The sequence below is a fragment of the Pedococcus sp. P2_F6 genome, from assembly GCF_056403675.1.
On sequence record NZ_JBFUEZ010000001.1, the window covers coordinates 1,080,165 to 1,099,836 of the forward strand.

The 19,672-nt window shown below is 69.7% G+C and carries 21 protein-coding genes; 14 read left to right on the plus strand and 7 right to left on the minus strand.

Annotated features, from left to right (window positions below; genetic code table 11):
• Positions 1-144 precede the first annotated feature (144 nt).
• The 4 genes from AC1DWP_RS05115 (at position 145) to AC1DWP_RS05130 (ending at position 4,778) form a co-directional block, all read left to right on the plus strand.
• Positions 145-1,485, plus strand: a complete 1,341-nt coding sequence (locus tag AC1DWP_RS05115; RefSeq protein WP_477613353.1) for an MFS transporter — start codon at positions 145-147, stop codon at positions 1,483-1,485.
• Between the two features lie 127 nt (positions 1,486-1,612).
• Positions 1,613-1,942 carry a hypothetical protein gene (locus tag AC1DWP_RS05120; RefSeq protein WP_477613354.1) on the plus strand — a complete coding sequence of 110 codons (330 nt, stop codon included), beginning with the start codon at positions 1,613-1,615 and terminating at the stop codon, positions 1,940-1,942.
• A complete protein-coding gene (locus tag AC1DWP_RS05125; protein ID WP_477613355.1) occupies positions 1,915-3,084 on the plus strand; it encodes a flavin-containing monooxygenase in 1,170 nt (389 codons plus the stop codon). The genes AC1DWP_RS05120 and AC1DWP_RS05125 overlap by 28 nt, the downstream gene beginning before the upstream one ends.
• A gap of 68 nt (positions 3,085-3,152) precedes the next feature.
• On the plus strand, positions 3,153-4,778 hold the full coding sequence (locus AC1DWP_RS05130) for a LuxR C-terminal-related transcriptional regulator (protein WP_477613356.1): 1,626 nt from the start codon (positions 3,153-3,155) through the stop codon (positions 4,776-4,778).
• Positions 4,779-5,003: 225 nt separating this feature from the next.
• On the opposite strand, the gene AC1DWP_RS05135 is transcribed toward AC1DWP_RS05130, so the two are convergent.
• The 3 genes from AC1DWP_RS05135 to AC1DWP_RS05145 form a co-directional block, all read right to left on the minus strand.
• Positions 5,004-5,783, minus strand: a complete 780-nt coding sequence (locus AC1DWP_RS05135; protein ID WP_477613357.1) for a hypothetical protein — start codon at positions 5,781-5,783, stop codon at positions 5,004-5,006.
• A 155-nt stretch (positions 5,784-5,938) separates the two neighbouring features.
• Entirely contained in the window at positions 5,939-6,298 is a 360-nt protein-coding gene (locus AC1DWP_RS05140) for a hypothetical protein (protein ID WP_477613358.1), read from the minus strand.
• Positions 6,299-6,653: 355 nt separating this feature from the next.
• Complete coding sequence (locus tag AC1DWP_RS05145; protein WP_477613359.1) at positions 6,654-7,091, minus strand: SRPBCC family protein; 438 nt, start codon at positions 7,089-7,091, stop codon at positions 6,654-6,656.
• A 361-nt stretch (positions 7,092-7,452) separates the two neighbouring features.
• On the opposite strand from AC1DWP_RS05145, the gene AC1DWP_RS05150 reads away from it, so the two are divergent.
• Positions 7,453-8,682, plus strand: coding sequence for a matrixin family metalloprotease (locus AC1DWP_RS05150; protein ID WP_477613360.1), 1,230 nt, complete (start codon positions 7,453-7,455; stop codon positions 8,680-8,682).
• A gap of 84 nt (positions 8,683-8,766) precedes the next feature.
• Positions 8,767-10,449 carry an ABC1 kinase family protein gene (locus AC1DWP_RS05155; protein ID WP_477613361.1) on the plus strand — a complete coding sequence of 561 codons (1,683 nt, stop codon included), beginning with the start codon at positions 8,767-8,769 and terminating at the stop codon, positions 10,447-10,449.
• A 10-nt stretch (positions 10,450-10,459) separates the two neighbouring features.
• On the opposite strand, the gene AC1DWP_RS05160 is transcribed toward AC1DWP_RS05155, so the two are convergent.
• From AC1DWP_RS05160 to AC1DWP_RS05170, 3 genes are all read right to left on the minus strand, one after another.
• Positions 10,460-10,738 (minus strand): hypothetical protein, encoded by a 279-nt coding sequence (locus AC1DWP_RS05160; protein ID WP_477613362.1) that lies wholly within the window; start codon positions 10,736-10,738, stop codon positions 10,460-10,462.
• Positions 10,739-10,814: 76 nt separating this feature from the next.
• Positions 10,815-11,825, minus strand: coding sequence for an aldo/keto reductase family protein (locus AC1DWP_RS05165; RefSeq protein WP_477613363.1), 1,011 nt, complete (start codon positions 11,823-11,825; stop codon positions 10,815-10,817).
• Positions 11,826-11,992: 167 nt separating this feature from the next.
• Positions 11,993-12,505, minus strand: a complete 513-nt coding sequence (locus AC1DWP_RS05170) for a hypothetical protein (RefSeq protein ID WP_477613364.1) — start codon at positions 12,503-12,505, stop codon at positions 11,993-11,995.
• A 305-nt stretch (positions 12,506-12,810) separates the two neighbouring features.
• Here AC1DWP_RS05170 and AC1DWP_RS05175 point away from each other — a divergent pair, with 305 nt between their 5' ends.
• Entirely contained in the window at positions 12,811-13,809 is a 999-nt protein-coding gene (locus tag AC1DWP_RS05175; RefSeq protein WP_477613365.1) for a hypothetical protein, read from the plus strand.
• Positions 13,810-13,900: 91 nt separating this feature from the next.
• Here the strand turns inward: AC1DWP_RS05175 and AC1DWP_RS05180 are convergent, their stop codons facing one another.
• Positions 13,901-14,323, minus strand: a complete 423-nt coding sequence (locus AC1DWP_RS05180) for an Hsp20/alpha crystallin family protein (RefSeq protein WP_477613366.1) — start codon at positions 14,321-14,323, stop codon at positions 13,901-13,903.
• A gap of 132 nt (positions 14,324-14,455) precedes the next feature.
• Here AC1DWP_RS05180 and AC1DWP_RS05185 point away from each other — a divergent pair, with 132 nt between their 5' ends.
• The 7 genes from AC1DWP_RS05185 to AC1DWP_RS05215 all read left to right on the plus strand — a co-directional run bounded on the left by AC1DWP_RS05185 (position 14,456) and on the right by AC1DWP_RS05215 (position 19,653).
• Positions 14,456-14,815: a MerR family transcriptional regulator gene (locus tag AC1DWP_RS05185; protein WP_477613367.1), complete on the plus strand. Its 360-nt coding sequence runs from the start codon at positions 14,456-14,458 to the stop codon at positions 14,813-14,815.
• Between the two features lie 76 nt (positions 14,816-14,891).
• Positions 14,892-15,857 (plus strand): NAD-dependent epimerase/dehydratase family protein, encoded by a 966-nt coding sequence (locus AC1DWP_RS05190; protein WP_477613368.1) that lies wholly within the window; start codon positions 14,892-14,894, stop codon positions 15,855-15,857.
• A 14-nt stretch (positions 15,858-15,871) separates the two neighbouring features.
• Entirely contained in the window at positions 15,872-16,789 is a 918-nt protein-coding gene (locus AC1DWP_RS05195) for an RNA polymerase sigma-70 factor (protein WP_477613369.1), read from the plus strand.
• Positions 16,790-16,990: 201 nt separating this feature from the next.
• On the plus strand, positions 16,991-17,788 hold the full coding sequence (locus AC1DWP_RS05200) for a trypsin-like serine protease (RefSeq protein WP_477613370.1): 798 nt from the start codon (positions 16,991-16,993) through the stop codon (positions 17,786-17,788).
• A gap of 151 nt (positions 17,789-17,939) precedes the next feature.
• On the plus strand, positions 17,940-18,245 hold the full coding sequence (locus AC1DWP_RS05205) for an ArsR/SmtB family transcription factor (RefSeq protein ID WP_477613371.1): 306 nt from the start codon (positions 17,940-17,942) through the stop codon (positions 18,243-18,245).
• Positions 18,242-19,219 carry a TIGR03086 family metal-binding protein gene (locus AC1DWP_RS05210; protein WP_477613372.1) on the plus strand — a complete coding sequence of 326 codons (978 nt, stop codon included), beginning with the start codon at positions 18,242-18,244 and terminating at the stop codon, positions 19,217-19,219. The genes AC1DWP_RS05205 and AC1DWP_RS05210 overlap by 4 nt, the downstream gene beginning before the upstream one ends.
• Positions 19,220-19,317: 98 nt before the next feature.
• Positions 19,318-19,653, plus strand: a complete 336-nt coding sequence (locus AC1DWP_RS05215) for a YciI family protein (protein ID WP_477613373.1) — start codon at positions 19,318-19,320, stop codon at positions 19,651-19,653.
• Positions 19,654-19,672 lie beyond the last annotated feature (19 nt).

The following is a 19,672-nucleotide window of genomic DNA, read 5'->3' on the forward strand; positions in this document are numbered from 1 at the left end:
CTTCGGGAGACGTGGCGATCATTGCGAATCGCAATGACACTTATATTACTCATTCTGTCTCAGAATGCAGCGAGGGGAACGTCGTCGCGCGCACACTGGAGGTGAACGCAACCAACCCACACGCGAAACCGTCCAGGACGACTCATGAGCTCCACCGCTGCCAACACAGTCCACCTCTCCGATCCCGCACTCCCCCAACATGTTTCACGCACCTTTCCCTCGCTCGCGAATCGCAACTTCAGGCTCTTGCTGTCCGGCCTGCTGATCTCCGGCACCGGCGGGTGGATCCAGCGAATCGCCCAGGACTGGCTGGTCCTGACGCTCACCGACAGCCCGACCGCAGTCGGGATCACGACCGCCTGCCAGTTCCTGCCGACCCTGGCGTTGGGCCTGCACGGCGGTCTGCTCGCGGACCGTTTCCCCAAGCGCGCCATCCTGCTGGCCACCCAGGTGTCGATGTCGCTGACCGCAGCCGTGCTGGCGCTGCTCACGCTGAGCGGGCACATCCGGGTCTGGCACGTCTTCCTCCTCGCGGCCGTCCTCGGAGTCGTCACAGCGGTCGACAACCCCGTGCGCCAGTCCTTCGTGCCGGAGGTCGTCGAGGGGCCGCAGCTGCGCAACGCGATCAGCCTGGTGTCCTGCACCTTCCAGATCGGCGCGATGGCAGGCCCCGTCATCGGTGGCCTCCTGATGAGCAGTGTGGGTGCGGGCTTTGCGTTCGCGGTCAACGCCCTCACGTTCGCGGCGCCGGTCACCGCGCTCCTGCTCATGCGCGGAGCAGGCCAGAGCCGTGCCGGGCTCGCCCACCCCGCTGGAGAGCCGGTCAAGGCCCCCTCCCCCGGGATCCGTGAGGGTCTGGAGTACGCCCTCCGTACGCCGACGGTCCTGTGGCCCGTCGTCATGGTCGGGGCGTTCGGCTTCTTCACCATCAGCCTGCCCGTCACGCTGGCCGCGTTCGCCAAGGACGAGTTCCACTCGGGCGCGAGCGGTCTCGGCCTGCTCAACGGGGTCGTCGCGGTCGGGGCCCTGGCCGGCGCCCTCACCACCGCACGGCGCAGCAAGCCGCTGCGCCTGCGGACAGTGGGGCTGGCCGCCTGGGCCCTGGCGATGGCCATGCTCCTCTCCGCGGCAGCGCCCGACCAGCTGTCCTTCACCCTCCTGCTCGTCCTCGTCGGCGCTGCAAACCTGGGCTTCCTCACGTCGGCCCAGTCGCTGGTCCAGCTCGCCACCGCCGACCACCTGCGCGGCCGGGTCGTCGGCCTCTACATGCTGGTGTTCATCGGCAGCGGGGCACTCGGCGGCCCCGTCGTCGGGTTGCTGGCCGAACACCTCGGTCCCCGCACCGGGCTGCTGATCTCCGGTGCGGTCCCGGCCGTGGTGACGATCCTCGTGTGCCGCCACCTGGCGCGCACCGCGTCGCTGCGGATCGGCCTCACCGCCTTCTCCGTCCGCGTCGTGCGACCCTCGGTGATGCCCCGCGGCTGAGGTGAGGCGCCCGCGTGGCGCGCACCCGGCATACCCGTCAGTGGGTGAATCGGGTCAGGGACCGCGTGGGGTGAATGGGCGTACCGCCCGACGAGGGACCTGGCCCGCGCTCCCTAGCGTCGAGGACATGAACAGCTCCCTTCCCCTGGTAGCGGGCACCATCGCCACGGTCGTCTTCGCGGCCAGCGCGCTGCCCATGCTGGGGAAGGCCGCCCGCAGCAAGGACCTCAGGTCCTACAGCCGCAGCAACCTCGTCCTGGCCAACGTCGGCAACCTCGTCTACTCGCTGTACGTCTTCCACCTGCCGCCGGGCCCGATCTGGATGCTGCACACCTTCTACATCGTCACCTCGGCCCTCATGCTCTTCTGGAGCCTGCGCTACCGAACGTCGGTGACGACCACGTCAGTGACACCCCCGGGGAGCGAGCAATGCGCACCGAACACATCGAGACCGTGATCATCGGGGCGGGGCAGGCCGGCCTCGCCACCGCCCACCACCTCCAACGGATGGGGCGCCCGTGCGTCGTCCTCGACTCGTCCGCGCGGGTGGGTGACGGCTGGCGCGAGCAGTGGGACAGCCTGCGGCTGTTCAGCCCTGCGTGGGCCGACGGCCTCCCGGGGATGGCCTTCCCCGCGCCGCGGTGGGCCTTCCCGACCAAGGACGAGTTCGCCGACTACCTCGAGGCGTATGCCGCGCGCTTCCGGCTGCCGGTGCGGCTCGGCACGCGCGTGGAGCGGGTGTCTCCGCTGCCCATCCCACCGGGCGGCTCCCGCGACGCGCAGGTCGGGTCGTCCGGCTACGTGGTCACGACCGCGGGAGGGCAGATCCACGCCGACCACGTCGTGGTGGCCACCGGTACCTTCGGGCGGACGCCCCACGTGCCGAGCTTCGCCGACCAGCTCGATCCGTCGATCCGGCAGCTGCACTCCAGCCAGTACCGCCGCGCGTCCCAGCTCCCCGAGGGTCAGGTGCTGGTCGTCGGCGCCGCTCACTCGGGGTGCGACATCGCCTTCGAGGTGGCGGCGACCCACGAGACCGTGCTGGCGGGACCGGACACGGGCCAGATCCCGGTGCCGTTCGGCTCGCCCCTGTTCAAGGTGGTCTTCCCGACGATGCTCTTCGTCTTCCGCAACGTGCTGACCCGGTCGAACCCGTTGGGCCGCAAGGCCAAGGAGCACTTCCGCCACGGAGGACCCCGCCTGCGGATCCAGCAGCGGGACCTTGCCGGGCGTGGGGTGGACTGGGTGACCGGTCGGCTGGTCGGCGCCAGGGAGGGCCTGCCCCTGCTCGACGACGGGCGCGTGGTCGACGCCCGAACCGTGGTGTGGTGCACGGGGTTCAGGCAGGCGTTCGACTGGGTCGAGCTGCCGGTCTTCGGCGAGGACGGGTGGCCGCGGGAGCTCCGCGGGGTGCCGGACGGGGTTACGGGGCTGTACTTCTGCGGCCTCCAGTTCCAGTACGCCGCCTCCTCGATGTTGATCTACGGCGCGGGGCGGGACGCCAAGCACGTCGCCACCCGGATTGCCGACCGCGCGGGCACCGTGAGCGCGCGGGACCGACGCCCCGCCCGCCCTGCGGGCCAGTCCGTGGCCTCCTGACCTGGGGCACCGTTCGCGCCGGAGGCTCAGGCAGGACGGCGCGCGTATTCTCCGAGGAGGAGGGTGCGATGGGCATCGACACAGGTGTCGTCGAGGGCCGCGAGGCCTATGCGCGCCGGGCCTGGGGCACGGCGTACGAACGGCTGCGCGCCTTCGACACCAGCCACCTCTCCCCCGCAGACCTGGGCCTCCTGGCCGTGGCCGCCTACATGGTGGGTGACCGCGACACCACCACCGCTGCCCTGGAGGGCTCGTTCCACCAGCACCTCGACGCAGGGGACTCTCTGGCCGCAGCCCGCGACGCGCACTGGCTCGGGTATGTGTTCAGCGCCAACGGCAACCCGTCGGTGGGCGGTGGCTGGGTGGCCCGGGGAGCCCGCCTGCTGGCCGACCAGCCCGACGACTGCGTGGAGCGGGGCTTCCTGCGCATCCACGACATGATTCCACTGGTCTACGCGGGTCGATTCGCCGAGGCGCTCGAGGTCGCGACCCAGCTACTGGAGATCGGGCAGCGTTGGGGTGACTCGGATCTCGTGACGTTCGGCCTGGCCAGCCGTGGTCGGTTGCTGCTCTATGCGGGACGCGTTCCCGAAGGTCTGACGCTGCTCGACGAGGCAATGCTGGGCCTCACCGGCGGGGAGGTATCGCCGATCCTCACCGGCGAGATCCTGTGCCTGATGATCGAGGCCTGCCAGGAGGTTGCCGACTACGGGAGGATCACCGAGTGGACGGGGGTGCTGTCGCGCTGGTGTGACGCGCAGCCGGACCTGGTGCCCTTCACCGGGCAGTGCGCGGTGCACCGAGCGCAGGTCCTGCGGGCAAGCGGGGACTTCCCGCTGGCGCTGACCGAGCTGGCCCGCGCGCGTGAGCGGTACGCCGCGAACGGGTCGCCGCCGGCGACCGGGCTGGCGCTGTACGAACAGGGAGAGATCCAGCGGGTCCAAGGTGAGTACGCGGCTGCCGAGGCTGCCTTCGCCCTGGCGCGCACCCATGGGCACGAGGCTCAACCGGGCCTGTCCCTGTTGTGGCTGGACCGTGGTCGCACTGCAGCAGCCGCGGCCTCGGTTCGACGCCTGTTGAACGAGGCATACGACCCCGTCACCCGCGCGCAGCTGTTGCCGTCGGCGGTCGAGGTGCTGCTCGCGGATGGCGACAAGGAGGCCGCCCGTGCGGCCGCCGAGGAGCTGCAGCAGACCGCTGACAACTTCGCGTGCGATGGCCTCTCCGCCCGTGCCGCGTACGCCGTGGGGCTCGTCGCGCTCGATGCGGGCGACGCCGCCGGGGCGCTGGCTCCGCTGCGCCGCGCCTGGAAGGTGTGGATCGACCGTGGGGGTCGGTTCGAGGCAGCACGGGCCAGGGTGAGGATCGGTCTGGCCTACCGCGCGCTGGGGGACGAGGACTCGGCACAGTCGGAGCTGACCGTGGCGCAGCGGACGTTCGTCGAGCTCGGGGCCAGGCCGTCCCAGCACGAGGTGGAGCGGCTGCTGGCCCGCGACCTGCCGGATGGGCTCACTGCTCGGGAGGTGGAGGTGCTGCGCCTGGTCGCGCGGGGGCAGAGCAACCCGCAGATCGCGTCGTCGCTGTTCCTCAGCCAGAAGACGGTGCAGCGCCACCTCAGCAACATCTTCACCAAGATCGGGGTCACGTCGCGCACGGCCGCAGGGGTGTATGCGTCGGAGCACGACCTCGCCTGAGGCCCAACGGACCTGAATCGGTGACGATCTGCCGTCTGCCGGCAACAGGTCCGGGAGTGCCGGGACTTGTTGCGTCCTGGTGGTCACGGGACCCCCGGGATCGGTTGTCGGTGACGATCTGCTGGCAACCAGTCGGGAGCGCCGGGACTTGTTGCGCCCTGGTGGTCACCGGACCCCTGAATTCGGGGACCGGTGACGATCTGCTGGCAATAAGTCGGGAGCGAGTCAGTTGGTGACGAGCCGGGCTTTGGCGGTCTTCACGGTCAAGGTCTCGGGGGTGCCCTGGATCGTCACGTCGCCGGGGATGACGATCCACTCACCGCCGTTGACCCGGTACTGACCTGCGTACGTGACGTCGGCTCGCACCCGGTAATTGCCGCTCTTGGCGTACTCATGGCGGATGTCGCCATCGGGGTAGGGGCCGCCGAGGGAGTTGGTGCGCTCGCTCGTACCGTCCCCGTAGTCGTAGCGAACCGACTTGAACCGTGGACGGATGTCGACTCGAAAGCCGGCCATCCGCGCCGGGTCGACGGCGTCCACCTCGTCCGGCTGGTAGCCCTTCGATGGCCAACGCAGCTCGAAGTAGGTCGGCAGCGTCACGAGGGTGACGTTGCCTTCGGGCTGGATGTTGACCGTTGCCAACGCAAAGTTGGTGTCATGGAACGCCGCCGTGATCTGGGCCATCGTGAGGCGAGGCCGCTCACCCGGAACCATCTCGGGCAGGCAGGTCACACCCAGTCTCTGCCATTGAGGAGCGGCGATGGGCTTGTCCTGGCCGTCGACCGGCGTGCCGTCCTTGTCGATCCGGGCTTCCCAGACGGCCAAAGGGGGTCCCTGCCCCTGGGCAGGGGTGTTCGCCTCGCAACGGGCGTCAGCGCCGCAGGCGTTGTCGGTGTCGTTGTCCGGCCGAGCGCCGCCACAAAGCCCCGTCGACGCGTACTTGAAGAACGGCCCCTTCAGCCCCGGCACGGATATTCGGGCGGCCTTCTGCTGCAGTTTGGCCATTTCAGAACGGTTCAACCCAAGGACCGAGGTTCCGGCTGAGGTATATCCACCATCGATTCCGCCGCCCTCACATGCGGGGCAGTCCGTGGCGTTGGCAGAGGGCACGCCGACACAGAGAAGGAAACCCGCCAACGCCGCCACCTTGGAACACCGCCTCATGCGCGATCGGCCCCGAAGAAACGCCAAACTCCGTCTCCCCAGACAAGGGCGATGGAGATCGGCTGGCGGACTTGCTTGTCCCTCGTCAACCTCGTGCCCGACTTGTCGACGATCCAAGCCCCGGTCTGGACCGAAGTCGCGCTGAAATACTGCTGATTCTTCGGCGCCCCCGACATGGGTGCAAGGTCGACAACGTGGATTGGGTCGGTGTCGTAGTGATCGACGCCGACCACGAGTTGTTCGACGAGCCTTTCGTTTCGCTGGCAGAAGACACACGAATCCACCGCGAGACCGGGCAGTACACCGATCTCGGGCTCGCGGAGAACCTTGTTGAGAGTCGTGTAGTAGTACTCCACGAACGCTTGGCCGCCCTCGACGGTTTGCGCTCGAGCAGCTGGTGGGTAGCCGTCGGCTGGACTGCTCGTCGTTGTCGGACTCAGGGGCGGAGAGCTTGTCGGCGAAACGCTCGACGTCGTCGAACGGCTGGCCGGAGGGTCGTCTCCCGCACCCGCGCACCCCACTAAGGCCAGCAAGGCGGCAAGGCCGCACACGGCATACGGACGCACAGAGCTCACGCTCGATCTCCCCTCAGTAGCCCCCCGCTACTCGATCGCACGCGAGTCTATGCAAACAGGCGCCAACGGGCGCAGAGCCATCCACAGCGCGGACATCCGGCGAGCCAAGCCCGCGGCAGCGCCGGCTCCAGAGGGCTCAGCCCTGGCTGGTCACCCCTCCAGCCAGCCGGCCGAGTGCGTCGTCCCAGTGCTGCAGGTCGGCACGGGGGTCACCGGCGATGCCGCGACCTTCGTGGAAGACCTCGACCCGCGTCGCGTCCCCCTCAGGTCGCAGCTGCACGTCGAGCATGCTCAACGGCCCGTCCTCATGAGGGTGCCAAGTGACCCGCACCTGCTCGACGGGATGGAAGCTGCGCACCACACCGTACGACCCGTCGGCCGCGTGCCACGGCTCGCCCTTGTTGCCGATCCGGGCGCCCTCGCCGAAGAGGGCTTCGGTGCCCGCGGCACTGATCAGGTGCTGCCAGACCTGCTCGACGGGTGCGGGGACCACAACCCCCGCGTGCACGCCTGCTTCCAGGTCGCCGGCGTCTGCGTCTGCGTCGTCCGGGACCGTTTCGACCACACTGCTCATGGAGAACCTCCGTCCGAGGGCCACTCCCCGGGTGGGCGTGACCCACGAGGTCCAGTCGACCAAGCCTTGGGCCCGCTGGCAACAGGAGCGGGCAAAATTCACTGGCGGCATCGGTGGGGACCAGCCTCGTGAAGCATGCGGTGAGGCGCGTGGTGAGGCGTGACGTGAGGTATGCCGCGTGGCGACCCGCTGCCACACCTCTCGTCGGGAGTCCCCGCGCCTAGTCCGTTCGGCTCGTGTGACGGCGGTCGAGGACATGGCGCCGCGGGGGTTGAGGACGATGGAAGCCGAGTTGTGGTGGGCGGATGTGCTGGGGGGATGCGCTGGGCGAAGGTGCCCGGCGAATGTGGGAAGGAACGGCGTGGAGCTCGACGAGGTGGAGCTGTGGCGGCTCGAGGTGTCGGCGCACTGCGGGTGCGGTGAGCCGCTGTCGCGCGGCATGCAGGCCGGCTTCGACCCGACGGCCAGGGAGCTGCTCTGCCTGCGGTGTCTGGACGACCTGCGGGCAGGACGACCGCGGACCCGTAGTGCATCCGCCGTGCCGAGCACGGACCTCAGCACCAGCGAGACTTCCACCAGCGAGACTTCCACCAGCGCCGGCAGGCCCACCAGCGCGGAGACTCCCACCAGCGTCGCGCCTCCGCCCGGTGCCGTGGCGGCGCCATCCCCCGTGGGTGACCACGAGACGGACTACGGCGTGGTCGGGTACAGCGTGACGCGACCACCGCGACGCAATGGTTCCAGCACCGCCACCAAGGTGTTGGTCGCGCTGCTCCTGGCTGCCCTGGCCGTCGTCGGGATCCCGCGCCTACTGCCGGGGAGCGCGGGAGCGGACGCCTTCGGCAAGGGCAGGGGCTCGTCGCTCGGTGACATCGCGATGGGGTCCCCGATCACGCCGGTCGCGCCGCCTGACTCAGACGGCGCGGCCCCACCCGTACCCTCCGACGCGGGCAAGTCCCGTCTGCGTCCGTCGCCCAGACAACGCTCCACGTCGACCGCCTACACGTTCCTCGCGACCACGACGTCGGGACGACCCGTCGGGTTCGACCCGTGCAGACCGATCCACCTCGTGGTGAACGGCGCCGAGTCCCCCCGGGGCGGCGACCAGCTGATCAGGGAGGCTGCCGCGCAGGTGAGCGCTGCGACCGGCCTGGTCATCACGGTCGACGGTCGCACCAGCGAGACGCCGACCATCCGTCGGCGCAGTGTCGATGTGCGGCTCTACGGGAACCGGTGGGCTCCGGTCCTCGTCGCCTGGACCCACGACAGCGCCAACTCCGAGCTGGCCGGCCGGGTCGTCGGCGTCGGGGGTCCGGTCATGGCGCCCTACCGCGACCGGGCCGACCAGCACTACGTGACCGGTGCCGTGCTGCTGGACGCCCCCGCGTTCGAACAGATCCTCGACGAGCCCGGCGGCCGGGTCGGCGCGCGCAGCATCGTCATGCACGAGCTCGGTCATCTCGTCGGCCTGGGGCACGTGACGGACCGTCGCCAGCTGATGTACGCGTCGATGGAAGGCCAGACCGGATTCGGAGCCGGCGACCTCGAAGGGCTGCGCCTGGTCGGCTCAGGCCCCTGCTTCTCCGGCTGAGGGTTCAGGCTTCTCCGGCCGAGGCTCTGACCTGTGGGAATGGCGTGTGCGAGTGCAGGGGGCCCGGCCTGCCAAGATGGCGCCATGAGATCTCCGTTCGACCCTTCCAACGCAGTCCGATACGCCGCACTCGCGCGGATGCTCGTCCGTCACGGCCGATCGGACCTGGTCAGCGGCGCGGGGTTCGACGAGTTCCTCGTCGAGGACGAGCGGCCGGCCGGCGACACGTCCGCCGCCGAGTCCCTTGCCGACGACCTCGAGGCCATGGGTCCGACGTACGTCAAGCTGGGCCAGCTGCTGTCGACGCGCGTCGACCTGCTGCCGCCGGCCTACACCGAGGCGCTGACCCGCTTGCAGGACAAGGTCGAGCCGTTCCCCTACGAGCAGGTCCAGCAGATCATCGAGGACGAGCTGGGTGTCTCGATCCGGCATGCGTTCGCCTCGTTCGACCAGGCTCCCCTGGCCGCTGCCTCCCTCGGTCAGGTGCACCGGGCGGTCCTGCCCAGCGGCAGGGAGGTCGTGGTCAAGGTGCAACGCCCAGGAGTGCGGGAGGTGGTGCGCGACGACATGGAGGCGCTCGGCAAGATCGCCGCCTTCGCCGACGACCACACCGACCTGGGACGTCGCTACGGCTTCGGTCAGCTGCTCACGCACTTCCGCCGCTCGCTCGCGGGTGAGCTGGACTACCAGCGGGAAGCGGCCAACCTGGTACGCCTGGGCGAGCTCACTGCGGACTACCCCCGGCTGGTGGTCCCTCAACCCGTGGCCGACTACACCAGCGGTCGGGTCCTGACGATGGACCTCGTGCCCGGTCGCAAGGTCACCGACATCGGCCCACTGGGCATGCTGGACATCGACGGTGAGCCGCTCGTGCGCGAGCTCTTCGCGGCATACCTGCGGATGATCCTCGTGGACGGCTTCCTGCACGCTGACCCGCACCCGGGCAACGTGCTGCTCACGCCGGACGGTCGGCTCGGCCTCATCGACCTCGGCATGGTCGCGAACGTCCCGCCGCGTGTCCAGGACAAGATCGTCAAGCTGCTGCTGGCGATTGGCGACGCCGACGGCGAAGACGTGGCAACGGTGCTCGCCTCCATGGGGGAACCGCTCGAGGGCTATGACGCGGGGCAGTTCCGCGACGAGGTGGCGGCGCTCGTGTCGCGTGCGGTGTCACTGGGCGACCAGGTGCAGGCGGGTGCCGTCCTGATGGAGCTGAGCCGGCTGTCGGGCGTCCACGGTCTGCGCCCACCACCGGAGATGACCATGGTGGCCAAGGCCCTGCTCAACCTCGACCAGGTGACCAAGCACCTCGACCCGAGCTTCGCACCCGCCGCGGCCATCCGCGAGAACGTCGCCGACATCATGGGTAGCGGCCTGAACGTCTCGGCGTCTGGGCTGATGGCTGCCGCCATCGATGCCAAGGAGTTCACGGCGAACTTTCCCAGCCGCGCCAACGCGATCATGGAGAACCTCGCCGAGGGCAAGTTCTCGCTGCGGGTGGACGCCCTCGACGAGGCCCGCTTCCTGCACGTCCTCCAGCGGCTCGCGAACCGCCTGACCATGGGCATCGTGATGGCGGCCCTCGTGGTCGGCGCGGCGCTTATGATGCAGGTGCCCACCGAGAACCGCATCCTCGGCTATCCCGCCATCGCCATGGTGTTCTTCCTGCTGGCCGCCCTGGGTGGCGCCGCGCTCGTCGTGTCGATCGTGCGCACGGACAGCCGAATCGCCAGGCAGGCGGCCACCGACCGCGACCCCAGGCCTTGAGGGGCGCTGCTCAGAACCACTGGTGCGGACGAGGGCGCGACTCGCGCCGCCCGGCCAGCAGGCCCCGGCCGAACCGGACGACGGTCCAGCACCACCAACGGTCGATGTCGCGGGTCGCGAGGTCCGCCCGCCACTCCCAGTAGTCGCACAGGTGCACGAGCTCGGCCTCGTTGAGCGAGAGGCACACGTCGACGAACGTGCCCTGGTGCCCGACGGTAGGGTCGACGAAGGGAGCCCCGTCGTACACCACCCAGGTGGTCCCCGCGTCGATCCGGTCACCATCACCCATGAGGTGATGGTGACCCCGATCGAGCGGTTGCGCCTCCGTCGATCGAGGGAGGCCGAATGGTGTAGCGAAGGGGATCTCAGGCGATGCGCTTCTGCGGCGCGGTCTCCTTCGTCTTGCCCGGGTCGCGCTCCACGATGTCACCGAGGACGTCGTCGATCTGCTTCATGACGGCCGGCTCGAGCTTCACACCGGCAGCCTTGACGTTCTCGTGCACCTGCTCCGGACGCGATGCCCCGACCAGCGCGGCCGCGACGTTGGGGTTCTGCAGCACCCAGGCCACCGCGAGCTGCGCCATCGACAGGCCGGCTTCGTCCGCGATCGGCTTGAGCCCCTGGACGCGGGTGAGGACGTCGTCGTTCATGAACCGCTTGATCATGTCGGCACCGCCCTTCTCGTCGGCGGCGCGCGAGCCCGCCGGCGGCTGCTGCCCCGGCTGGTACTTCCCGGTGAGCACGCCCTGGGCGATGGGGCTCCAGACGATCTGGCTGACGCCGAGCTCCTCGCACGTCGGCACGACCTCGCCCTCGATGACCCGCCACAGCATCGAGTACTGCGGCTGGCTCGAGATGAGCTGGAAGCCGAGCTCCTTCGACAGCGCGACGCCCTCGCGGATCTGGTCGGCCGTCCACTCGCTGACGCCGATGTAGAGCGCCTTGCCCTGGCGGACGACGTCGGCGAAGGCCTGCATCGTCTCCTCGAGCGGGGTCTCGGTGTCGTAGCGGTGCGCCTGGTACAGGTCGACGTAATCCGTCTGGAGGCGCTGCAGCGAGCCGTTGATCGACTCCATGATGTGCTTGCGCGACAGGCCGGTGTCGTTCTTCCCACCCGGGCCGGTCGGCCAGTAGACCTTCGTGAAGATCTCCAGGCTCTCGCGTCGCTCACCCTTCAGCGCCTCGCCGAGGACGGTCTCCGCCTTGGTGTTGGCGTAGACGTCCGCGGTGTCGAACGTGCTGATGCCCGCGTCGAGGGCGGCAGCCACGCATTGCGCTGCGACGTCGTTCTCGACCTGGGAGCCGTGGGTGAGCCAGTTTCCGTAGGTGATCTCGGAGATCTTGAGTCCGCTGTTGCCGAGGTATCGGTAGTCCATGCTTCAACCGTATGCCGCGGCGTGGCATCGTGCGCAATCGACCACCCCCTGCCCACGCCCCGCCCAGCCCCCWGCCCCGCCCCCTCCCCCGCCCGCAGGCAGGTATGCCGGGTGGTCACCACCCGGCGTACCCTCCTCGGCAGCCTGCGTGCCTGTTTCTGGATGTCTCAGTGCTGGGCGATGACGGTCCGCCAGCCGTAGTTGTAGGCGAACCCGGTCGGGAAGTTATCGTCCGTCGCGCTGGAGTCGAACACGCAGAACTGCACCCACGCGGCGCCCTTGGCGAGCTCACCCGAGACGTAGCCGGTGCCGAACGGGTGGTCGACGAGCTTGACCGTGAACCGGTTGACGTGCCACTTCCCATCGCACTGGATCGTCTGACCGGCGGGGTTGTTGGCGTACTGGTAGTTCGTGTCGTACCAGGCGTCCGAGGTCATCCCCGAACCCTCAGCGGTTGGGTCGGGGCCGCCCTGCTTGATCGAGGCCCACAGGTGCGTTCCGGTCTCCCCACCAAAGCAGCGGAACTTGGCCTGGATGTAGGCGTTGCTCCCGTTGGCCACCACGTGGTCCCCCACCCAGGCGATCTCCGGGGGGGCCAGCTCCTCGGCGGAGGCGGAGCCGGCGGGCAGCGCCGTGACGGCGGCCAGCGCTGCACCAGCAGCGATGCGGGCAAGTCTCATCGGGTTCTCCTCATCCTCGTGGGAATCTCTCGCGCGGGCCGGATGTCGGCCGCAGCGCCCCTCGACGCTAGGTGGACGCATCCACGGCCGGATCCCGCCGAAGGGTGACGGAGCCCGTACGCCGGATGCGGTAGCAGCCCAGCGAGAGAGGTCGGGACCTAGGGCCCGGGTGTGGTGCGGTCGCGCACCGTACTTTCGGTATGCCGTCCACCCCGGCGGCCGGGCGACGTGCGCCTCTTCCACGCCTCACCGCGCACGCCACCCCCGAGTCCCGGCCCACCTCGAGTCCCCTGGAGAATTGCCACATGGTCTCCGTCCTGGCCCTGCCCGCGATGGTCCTTCCCACCCATGAACGCTGGTTCGTGGACTCGGCGCCCGCCGACTGGGGCTTCTTCCTGCGGCCCCTGCCGCTGGCGCTGACGGCCGCGGTGGTCGTGGTGACCGTGGTGTGGCGCAGGGTGGCGCTGCGTCTCGACCGCCCCGAGCTGCCCGTGCTGCGTGGTGTCGGACGGCTGGTGCCCTGGGTGCCGCGGCTGCTCGGGATTCACCTCGGCGTGGCCCTACTCGCTCTTGCTGCCTCGGGCGCGTTCGTCACGCCCGCCGTGGACGACCTGGACGCGACCGGCGGAGGCATCCTCCTGCTGCTCGAGTCCGCCCTCGGCATGTGGCTGATCACCGGGTTCCAGCAGCGTCCGGCAGCCGCGCTGACCCTGGCGCTCGGGCCGATCATGGCGGCATTGACCGGGCCGATGGCGCTCCTGGAGTGCGCCAACATCGCGGCCGTTGCGGCCTTCCTCGTCATCGCCCCGGCGGGGGTGAACCGTCACGGCGCCACGACACTGTCCGACGCCCAGCTGCGGTGGGCGCTGCTCGCGCTGCGGGCCGGCGTGGGTGTCGCGCTGATCGCGCTGGCGTTCACCGAGAAGTTCACCAACCCGACGATGGCGCGCGAGACCCTGGAGCACTATCCGGCGCTCAACGTGTTCAGCCTCGTCGGGCTGCACGTGCCCACTGACGTGTTCATCGTCATCGCCGGGAGCATCGAGCTGCTGTTCGGTCTGCTGGTGCTGTCCGGGGCGCTGCCACAGGTCGCTGTGCTGGTCGCGATGGTGCCGTTCAACGCCACCCTGATCCTGTTCGGCCAGACCGAGCTGGTGGGCCACCTGCCGGTCTACGGCGTCTTCCTGGCCATGCTCGCGTACGGCTCCAACCCGACGACGGCCGCCGCAGTGCGGTGGCTGCCCCGTCGGTCCGACGTGGTGCTGCCGGCGGGCCGCCCGGTCGCATCGGTCGCCCAGCGCTGACGAGCCCAGCGCTGAGGGGCCCAGCGCTGAGCGCAGTGGGGTCCCCGCCGACCGTGCGGTCGGCGGGGACAACCCGTCGCGGGTCGGAACCTCAGGCGGAGATCGCGTGCTGGCGCCGCTCGCCCGAGCTGATCTCGATCTTGCGGGGCTTGGCCTGCTCGGCGACCGGGATCGTCAGCCGGAGCACGCCGTCCCTGTAGGCCGCCTCGACGCGGTCGACATCGAGGCTGTCGCCCAGGAAGAGCTGTCGGCTGAACACGCCGCGCGGCCGCTCGGTGGCGATCGTCTCGGCTTCGTCGGAGAGCCGACCGCGCTCGGCCTTGACGGTGAGCACGTTGCGCTCCACGTCGAGGTCGATCGAGTCCGGTTCGACGCCGGGAAGGTCGAACTCCACGACGAACACGTCGCCCTGCCGCCACGCATCCATCGGCATCACCGTGGGACGAGCCATCGTCCCGAAGACTTGCTGTGCCAGCTGGTCCAGCTCGCGGAACTGGTCAGTCCGCATGAGCATCTCAACCACCTCCAGTGTTGTGAGGGTCCTGTTCTGCCGAACCCGACTTCGATCCACTAGAATCTCAGTCATGTTCTGTAGATTTTGTAAATCTCTGGCACGGGATTTGTCAAGCCCTCGATCGAGGGTCGTATGACCGCTGCGACGGGCCCTTCCGACCGCCCGGTCTACACGATCTCTGTGGCAGCCGACCTCGCCGGCGTGCCCATCCCGACGCTGCGCCTGTACGAGGAGAGAGGCCTGGTCCGCCCGGAACGCACGGCCGGCGGCACGCGCCGGTACAGCGACGCCGACCTCGCCCGGATCGCCCGCGTCAGCGAGCTGTCCGAGTCCGGGATCCCCCTCACGGCTGTGGCCATGGTGCTGGAGCTCCAGGACGACAACGCGGACCTCGCCACGCGCAACCGCAGGCTGCGGGCGCGCAACTCCGACCTCCTGCGGGACAACGAGCGCCTGCGCGGCGATGGGGACACTCCCGCCCAGGACACCTGACCAGCTGTCACAGCTCCGAAGGCTGTCCTGTCTTGATGGGTACAGCGATCGTTTTCATGGGACAAGGGAGTGAATGATGAAGGTCTTCGTCGCAGGAGCCACCGGAGCCATCGGCCGCCAGCTCGTGCCACGGCTGGTCGAGGCGGGTCACGAGGTGTACGGCATGACGCACCACGCCTCCCACCAGCAGCTGGTGCGCGAACTGGGCGCCGTCCCGGTGCTGGCCGACGCGCTCGACGCCGACCAGGTCGCCGAGGCCGTGGCCCGGGTGCAGCCGGACGTGATCGTCCACCAGCTGACCTCCATCGGCCCGATGGACCTGCGGCACTTCGACCGCGCCTTCGCGATGACCAACCGGCTGCGGACCGAGGGCACGGACCACCTGCTGTCGGCCGGCCAGGCAGTCGGCGTGAAGCGGTTCGTCGCGCAGAGCTTCTTCGCGGCATACGAACGCACGGGAAGTCTGGTGAAGACCGAGGAGGACTCCTTCGGACCGGGCCCGGCCAAGGAGATGCGCGAGACGGTTGCGGCGATCCGCCACGTCGAGGACGCCGTCCTCGCGGCCACCTGGACCGAGGGAGTCGTCCTCCGCTACGGCGGCTTCTACGGGCCGGGCACCTCGCTCGGACCGGACGGCGAACAGACCGAGGCCGTCCGCCGGCGCAAGTTCCCCGTAGTGGGCGACGGCGCGGGCGTGTGGTCGTTCATCCACATCGAGGACGCTGCCGAGGCGACGGTCGCGGCGATCAACCACGGTCGTCGGGGGGTCTACAACGTCGTCGACGACGAGCCCGCGCCGGTGGCCGAGTGGTTGCCGGTCCTGGCGCGTACGTTGGGTGCCAAGGAGCCGATGCGCGTGCCTCGTTTCGTGGGGCGGTTGCTCACCGGTGAGATCGGAGCGGTGATGATGACCGAGCTGCGCGGGGCGTCCAACGCCAAGGCGAAGCGCGAGCTCGGCTGGAGTCCGTCGCACCCGAGCTGGCGCGAAGGCTTCGGTGACCTGCGCACGGCACCGGGCACCAGGAGCCAGGTGACGACGTGAGTGCAGGAGACCCCGTGAGCGATCGGGAGGCACTGCTCGACGAGCTGCGTCCCACTGCGTTCGCCATCGCCTACCGGATGCTCGGCAGCGTGTCCGAGGCCGAGGACGTGGTCCAGGAGGCGCTGTTGCGGGTGCACCAGTCCCTCGAGGCGGGTGAGGAGATCGCCTCGCCTCGCGCCTTCGTCGCCACCATCACCACCCGGCTCGCGATCAACGAGCTGCGTTCCGCCCGGGCCCGTCGCGAGCGCTATGTCGGTGAGTGGCTCCCCGAGCCGATCGTCACCGACGCCGCAGACGACCCGGCCGCGCACGCCGAGACCGCCGACTCGTTGTCGCTGGCGATGCTGGTGCTGCTCGAGAGCCTGTCCCCCGAACAGCGGGCAGTGCTGCTGTTGCACGACGTGTTCGGCTACGGCTACCCCGAGATCACGGACATCGTGGGCAAGACCGAGGACAACGTGCGCCAGCTCGCCACGCGCGCCCGACAGCACGTCAAGGCACGCCGACCGCGGTTCGAGACCACCCGTGAACGGCAGCGCGAGCTCGCGACGAAGTTCTTCGCGGCCGCCGAACACGGTGACCTCGCCGGGCTCGAGGCGCTGCTCGCCCACGACGTCGAGCTCACCGGCGACGGCGGCGGCAAGGTCCCGGCACTGGCCCGGTCGCTGCGCGGTCGTAGCCGGGTCGCGCACACCTTGACCAACTGGCTGCGCGCGCTGGCGCGGTTCCCCCAGGTGTCGATGCGGCCCGTCGAGATCAACGGTGACCCCGGAGCCATCTACGTCGACGACCAGGAGCGGATCCTGGGTGTCTGGGCCCTCGAGATCGTCGACGGCGAGATCATCGGCATCCGCTCGATCGTCAACCCCGACAAGCTCGGCCACCTCGGCCCGGTCGGCGACGCGGTCGCCATCCTCCGCTCCGCCCGCTGACGGCCAGTCCATACATCGCCATCCCCAGCCAGTCGGAGCAACCCGGATCAAGCCGGGTATGCCGCGCGCAAAGGGCCGCGGGTCAAGGCGACCCTACGCACTTGGTAGGAGGCGTGGGCCGCCCCTGCCGGCGTACGGTCGGGGCGGCGGCAGGGCCCGAGGAACCTGCCCTCGCCGGTGTCGCCGGAGGAGGAGGCAGCCATGAAGCGTCCCACCGCCCTGGTCACCGCCAGCGCCACCTTGGGCGCCGTGCTCTGCGCCGGTCTCGGCCTGGCTGCCTCCCCCGCGGCGGCGATCGTCAACGGCACCCTCGACACCACCCATCGCAGCACCGGTGCCCTGGTCCAGGTGGACGGCCTCGGGCACCTGCAGGCGCGCTGCAGTGGCTTCCTGGCGGCTCCGACGGTGTTCGTCACCGCACAGCACTGCTTCGCGATCTTCAAGATCCCGGACGGCGACCCCGCGATGGTCAGCTTCGACCCTGTCATCACCGACGCCTCGCCGACGCTGGCGGGGATTGCCCACCACAACACCGCTGTCGGCTCGACCCCGAGCAGTGACCCGCACGACGTCGGCGTGATCGTCCTGACGAGTCCGGTGACCGACCGCTCCCCCATGAACCTGCCCAAGCTCGACGAGCTCGTCACCTTCCAGAAGGGTGGCCAGCTCGAGGCGCACGACCCCATCCGCATCGTCGGCTACGGCGCCACCACCGTGGAACGACCGCGGATCTTCACCTTCACCAACGAGCGCCGCACGACTCTCCTGGAGTTCCAGACGCTGCAGCCGGGCTTCATTGTGTCGCAGCAGAAGAACGGCGGCGCCTGCTACGGCGACTCGGGTGGGCCCAACATCGTGACCGTGGGCGGCCGTGAGGTGGTCGGCGCCATCACCCGCCACCTCAACGCCGGCTTCGACTGCGAGACGACCTTGTGGAGCTATCGGCTCGACACCCCGGCGGCACGGGCCTTCCTCAGCCAGTTCCTGACCCCTCCCTGACCCCTGCAACCCCAAGGGAGAGGTATGCCGCGTGGTCGCCGCGCGGCATACCTCTCCTTCGACCGCCCGCGCAGGTTCGGGCTGTCCCAGCGGATCCCAGCCGTCACGGGCTGGACAGAATGCGTTAGTCACGACTAACGTATTGCGTGTTGTGAATGATCCTCTCTCCGCCGCCGCCGAGCCGACTCGCCGCCGCATCCTGCAGCTCCTGGCCCGCGGGCCACGGGGCGTCACGGACCTGGCCGGCGAGTTCCCGGTGACCAGGTCCGCGATCAGCCAGCACCTGCTGGTGCTCGCCGACGCTGGGCTGGTGGAGGCCGAGAAGGTCGGACGCACGCGGACCTACCGGGTCGTGCCGAGCGGGCTGCAGCGGTTGCAGGCCGAGATCGACCGGTTCTGGACATCCGAACTCGACCTGCTCGTCGCTGACGCGCACCAGATGAAGGGAACCCCGTGAGCTTCACCAAGACCGCCGTCCTGCCCGTCTCCCCCGACGAGGCGTTCGCGCTGATCACCGAGCCTGAGCGGCTGCGTCGGTGGCAGACCGTGTCGGCGACCGTCGACCTGCGCGCCGGGGGCTCCTACCGGTGGACGGTGACGCCCGGCCACATCGCCGAGGGCACCTACCACGAGGTCGATCCGGGCCGCCGGGTCGTGTTCGGCTGGGGCTGGGAGGGCAACCCCGACCTGCCCAAGGACGCGTCGACCGTCACGGTGACCATCGAGCCGGCGGCCGAGGGTTCCCTGGTCACGCTGGTGCACGAGGGACTCACCGAGGAGCAGGCCGTCATGCACGCCGAGGGCTGGAACCACTTCTTCGAGCGGCTCGAGCGGCTCACCGCGACGGGCGACGCCGGTGCGGACGAGTGGGCGTGGGCACCCGAGAACCTCACTCCCCTCGTGGCGGCCGAGGCGGCCCTGGCTGTCATCCAGCCCGTCCTGCGCAACCTCACGCCGGCCGACCGCCCCAAGCCCACGCCGTGCGCGGACTTCACTGCGCACGAGCTCGCGGATCACCTCCTCGGCTCCCTCGTGCAGCTCGGGGGAATGGCGGGCGCGAACCTGACCGTCCCCGCCGACGGCTCGCTCGAGGACAAGGTCTCGGTGCTCGCCGGTCAGGCGATCGACGCCTGGCGCGGGATCGACCTCGACGGAACCGTCGCCGGCCCCGGAGGCGCGGATGTGCCCGCGATGTTCCTGGCCAGCATCTTGCCGCTCGAGCTGCTGCTGCACGGGTGGGACCTCGCCCAGGCCTCCGGTCAGGACCTGCGCGTCTCCGACGAGGTCGCCGGTTACATCCACGACCTCACGCGGGACGTCATCGCGCAGGGCCGGGGCAGCTCGTTCGCCGACGAGATCACCCCAGCCGCGGATGCCGACGCGGTGGAGCGGTTCGCCGCCTACGCCGGCCGCACGCGCATCCCCGCCTGACGGCCTGTCACCTTCCGGCGCTTCACCAGTCCCCACAACCGCACACCGTCAGACTCGCCACCCCCCGCGGCAAGCACGCAACTCAAGGAGAACCAGTCATGAGCAAGTTCCTGTTCCTCTACCACGCACCCACCACCCCTGCCGAGAACACTCCCTCCGACCCCGCCGAGATGGAAGCCGTCATGGGCCAGTGGATGGAGTGGGCCGGCCGCGTCGGCGACGGCATGGTCGACTTCGGCACCCCGCTCGCAGGCGGCGTCCAGGTCACGCCCGAAGGCACCTCGCCCAGCACCCGCGAGGTCGTGGGCTACAGCATCATCGAAGCCGCCGACCTGGATGCCGCCCTCGCCCTCGCCCAGGGCCACCCGCACCTGAACATGCCCGGCGGTTGCACCATCGAGGTGCACGAGGCCCAGCCCGTCCCCGGTATGTGACCGATCGGGCACTCCCGCA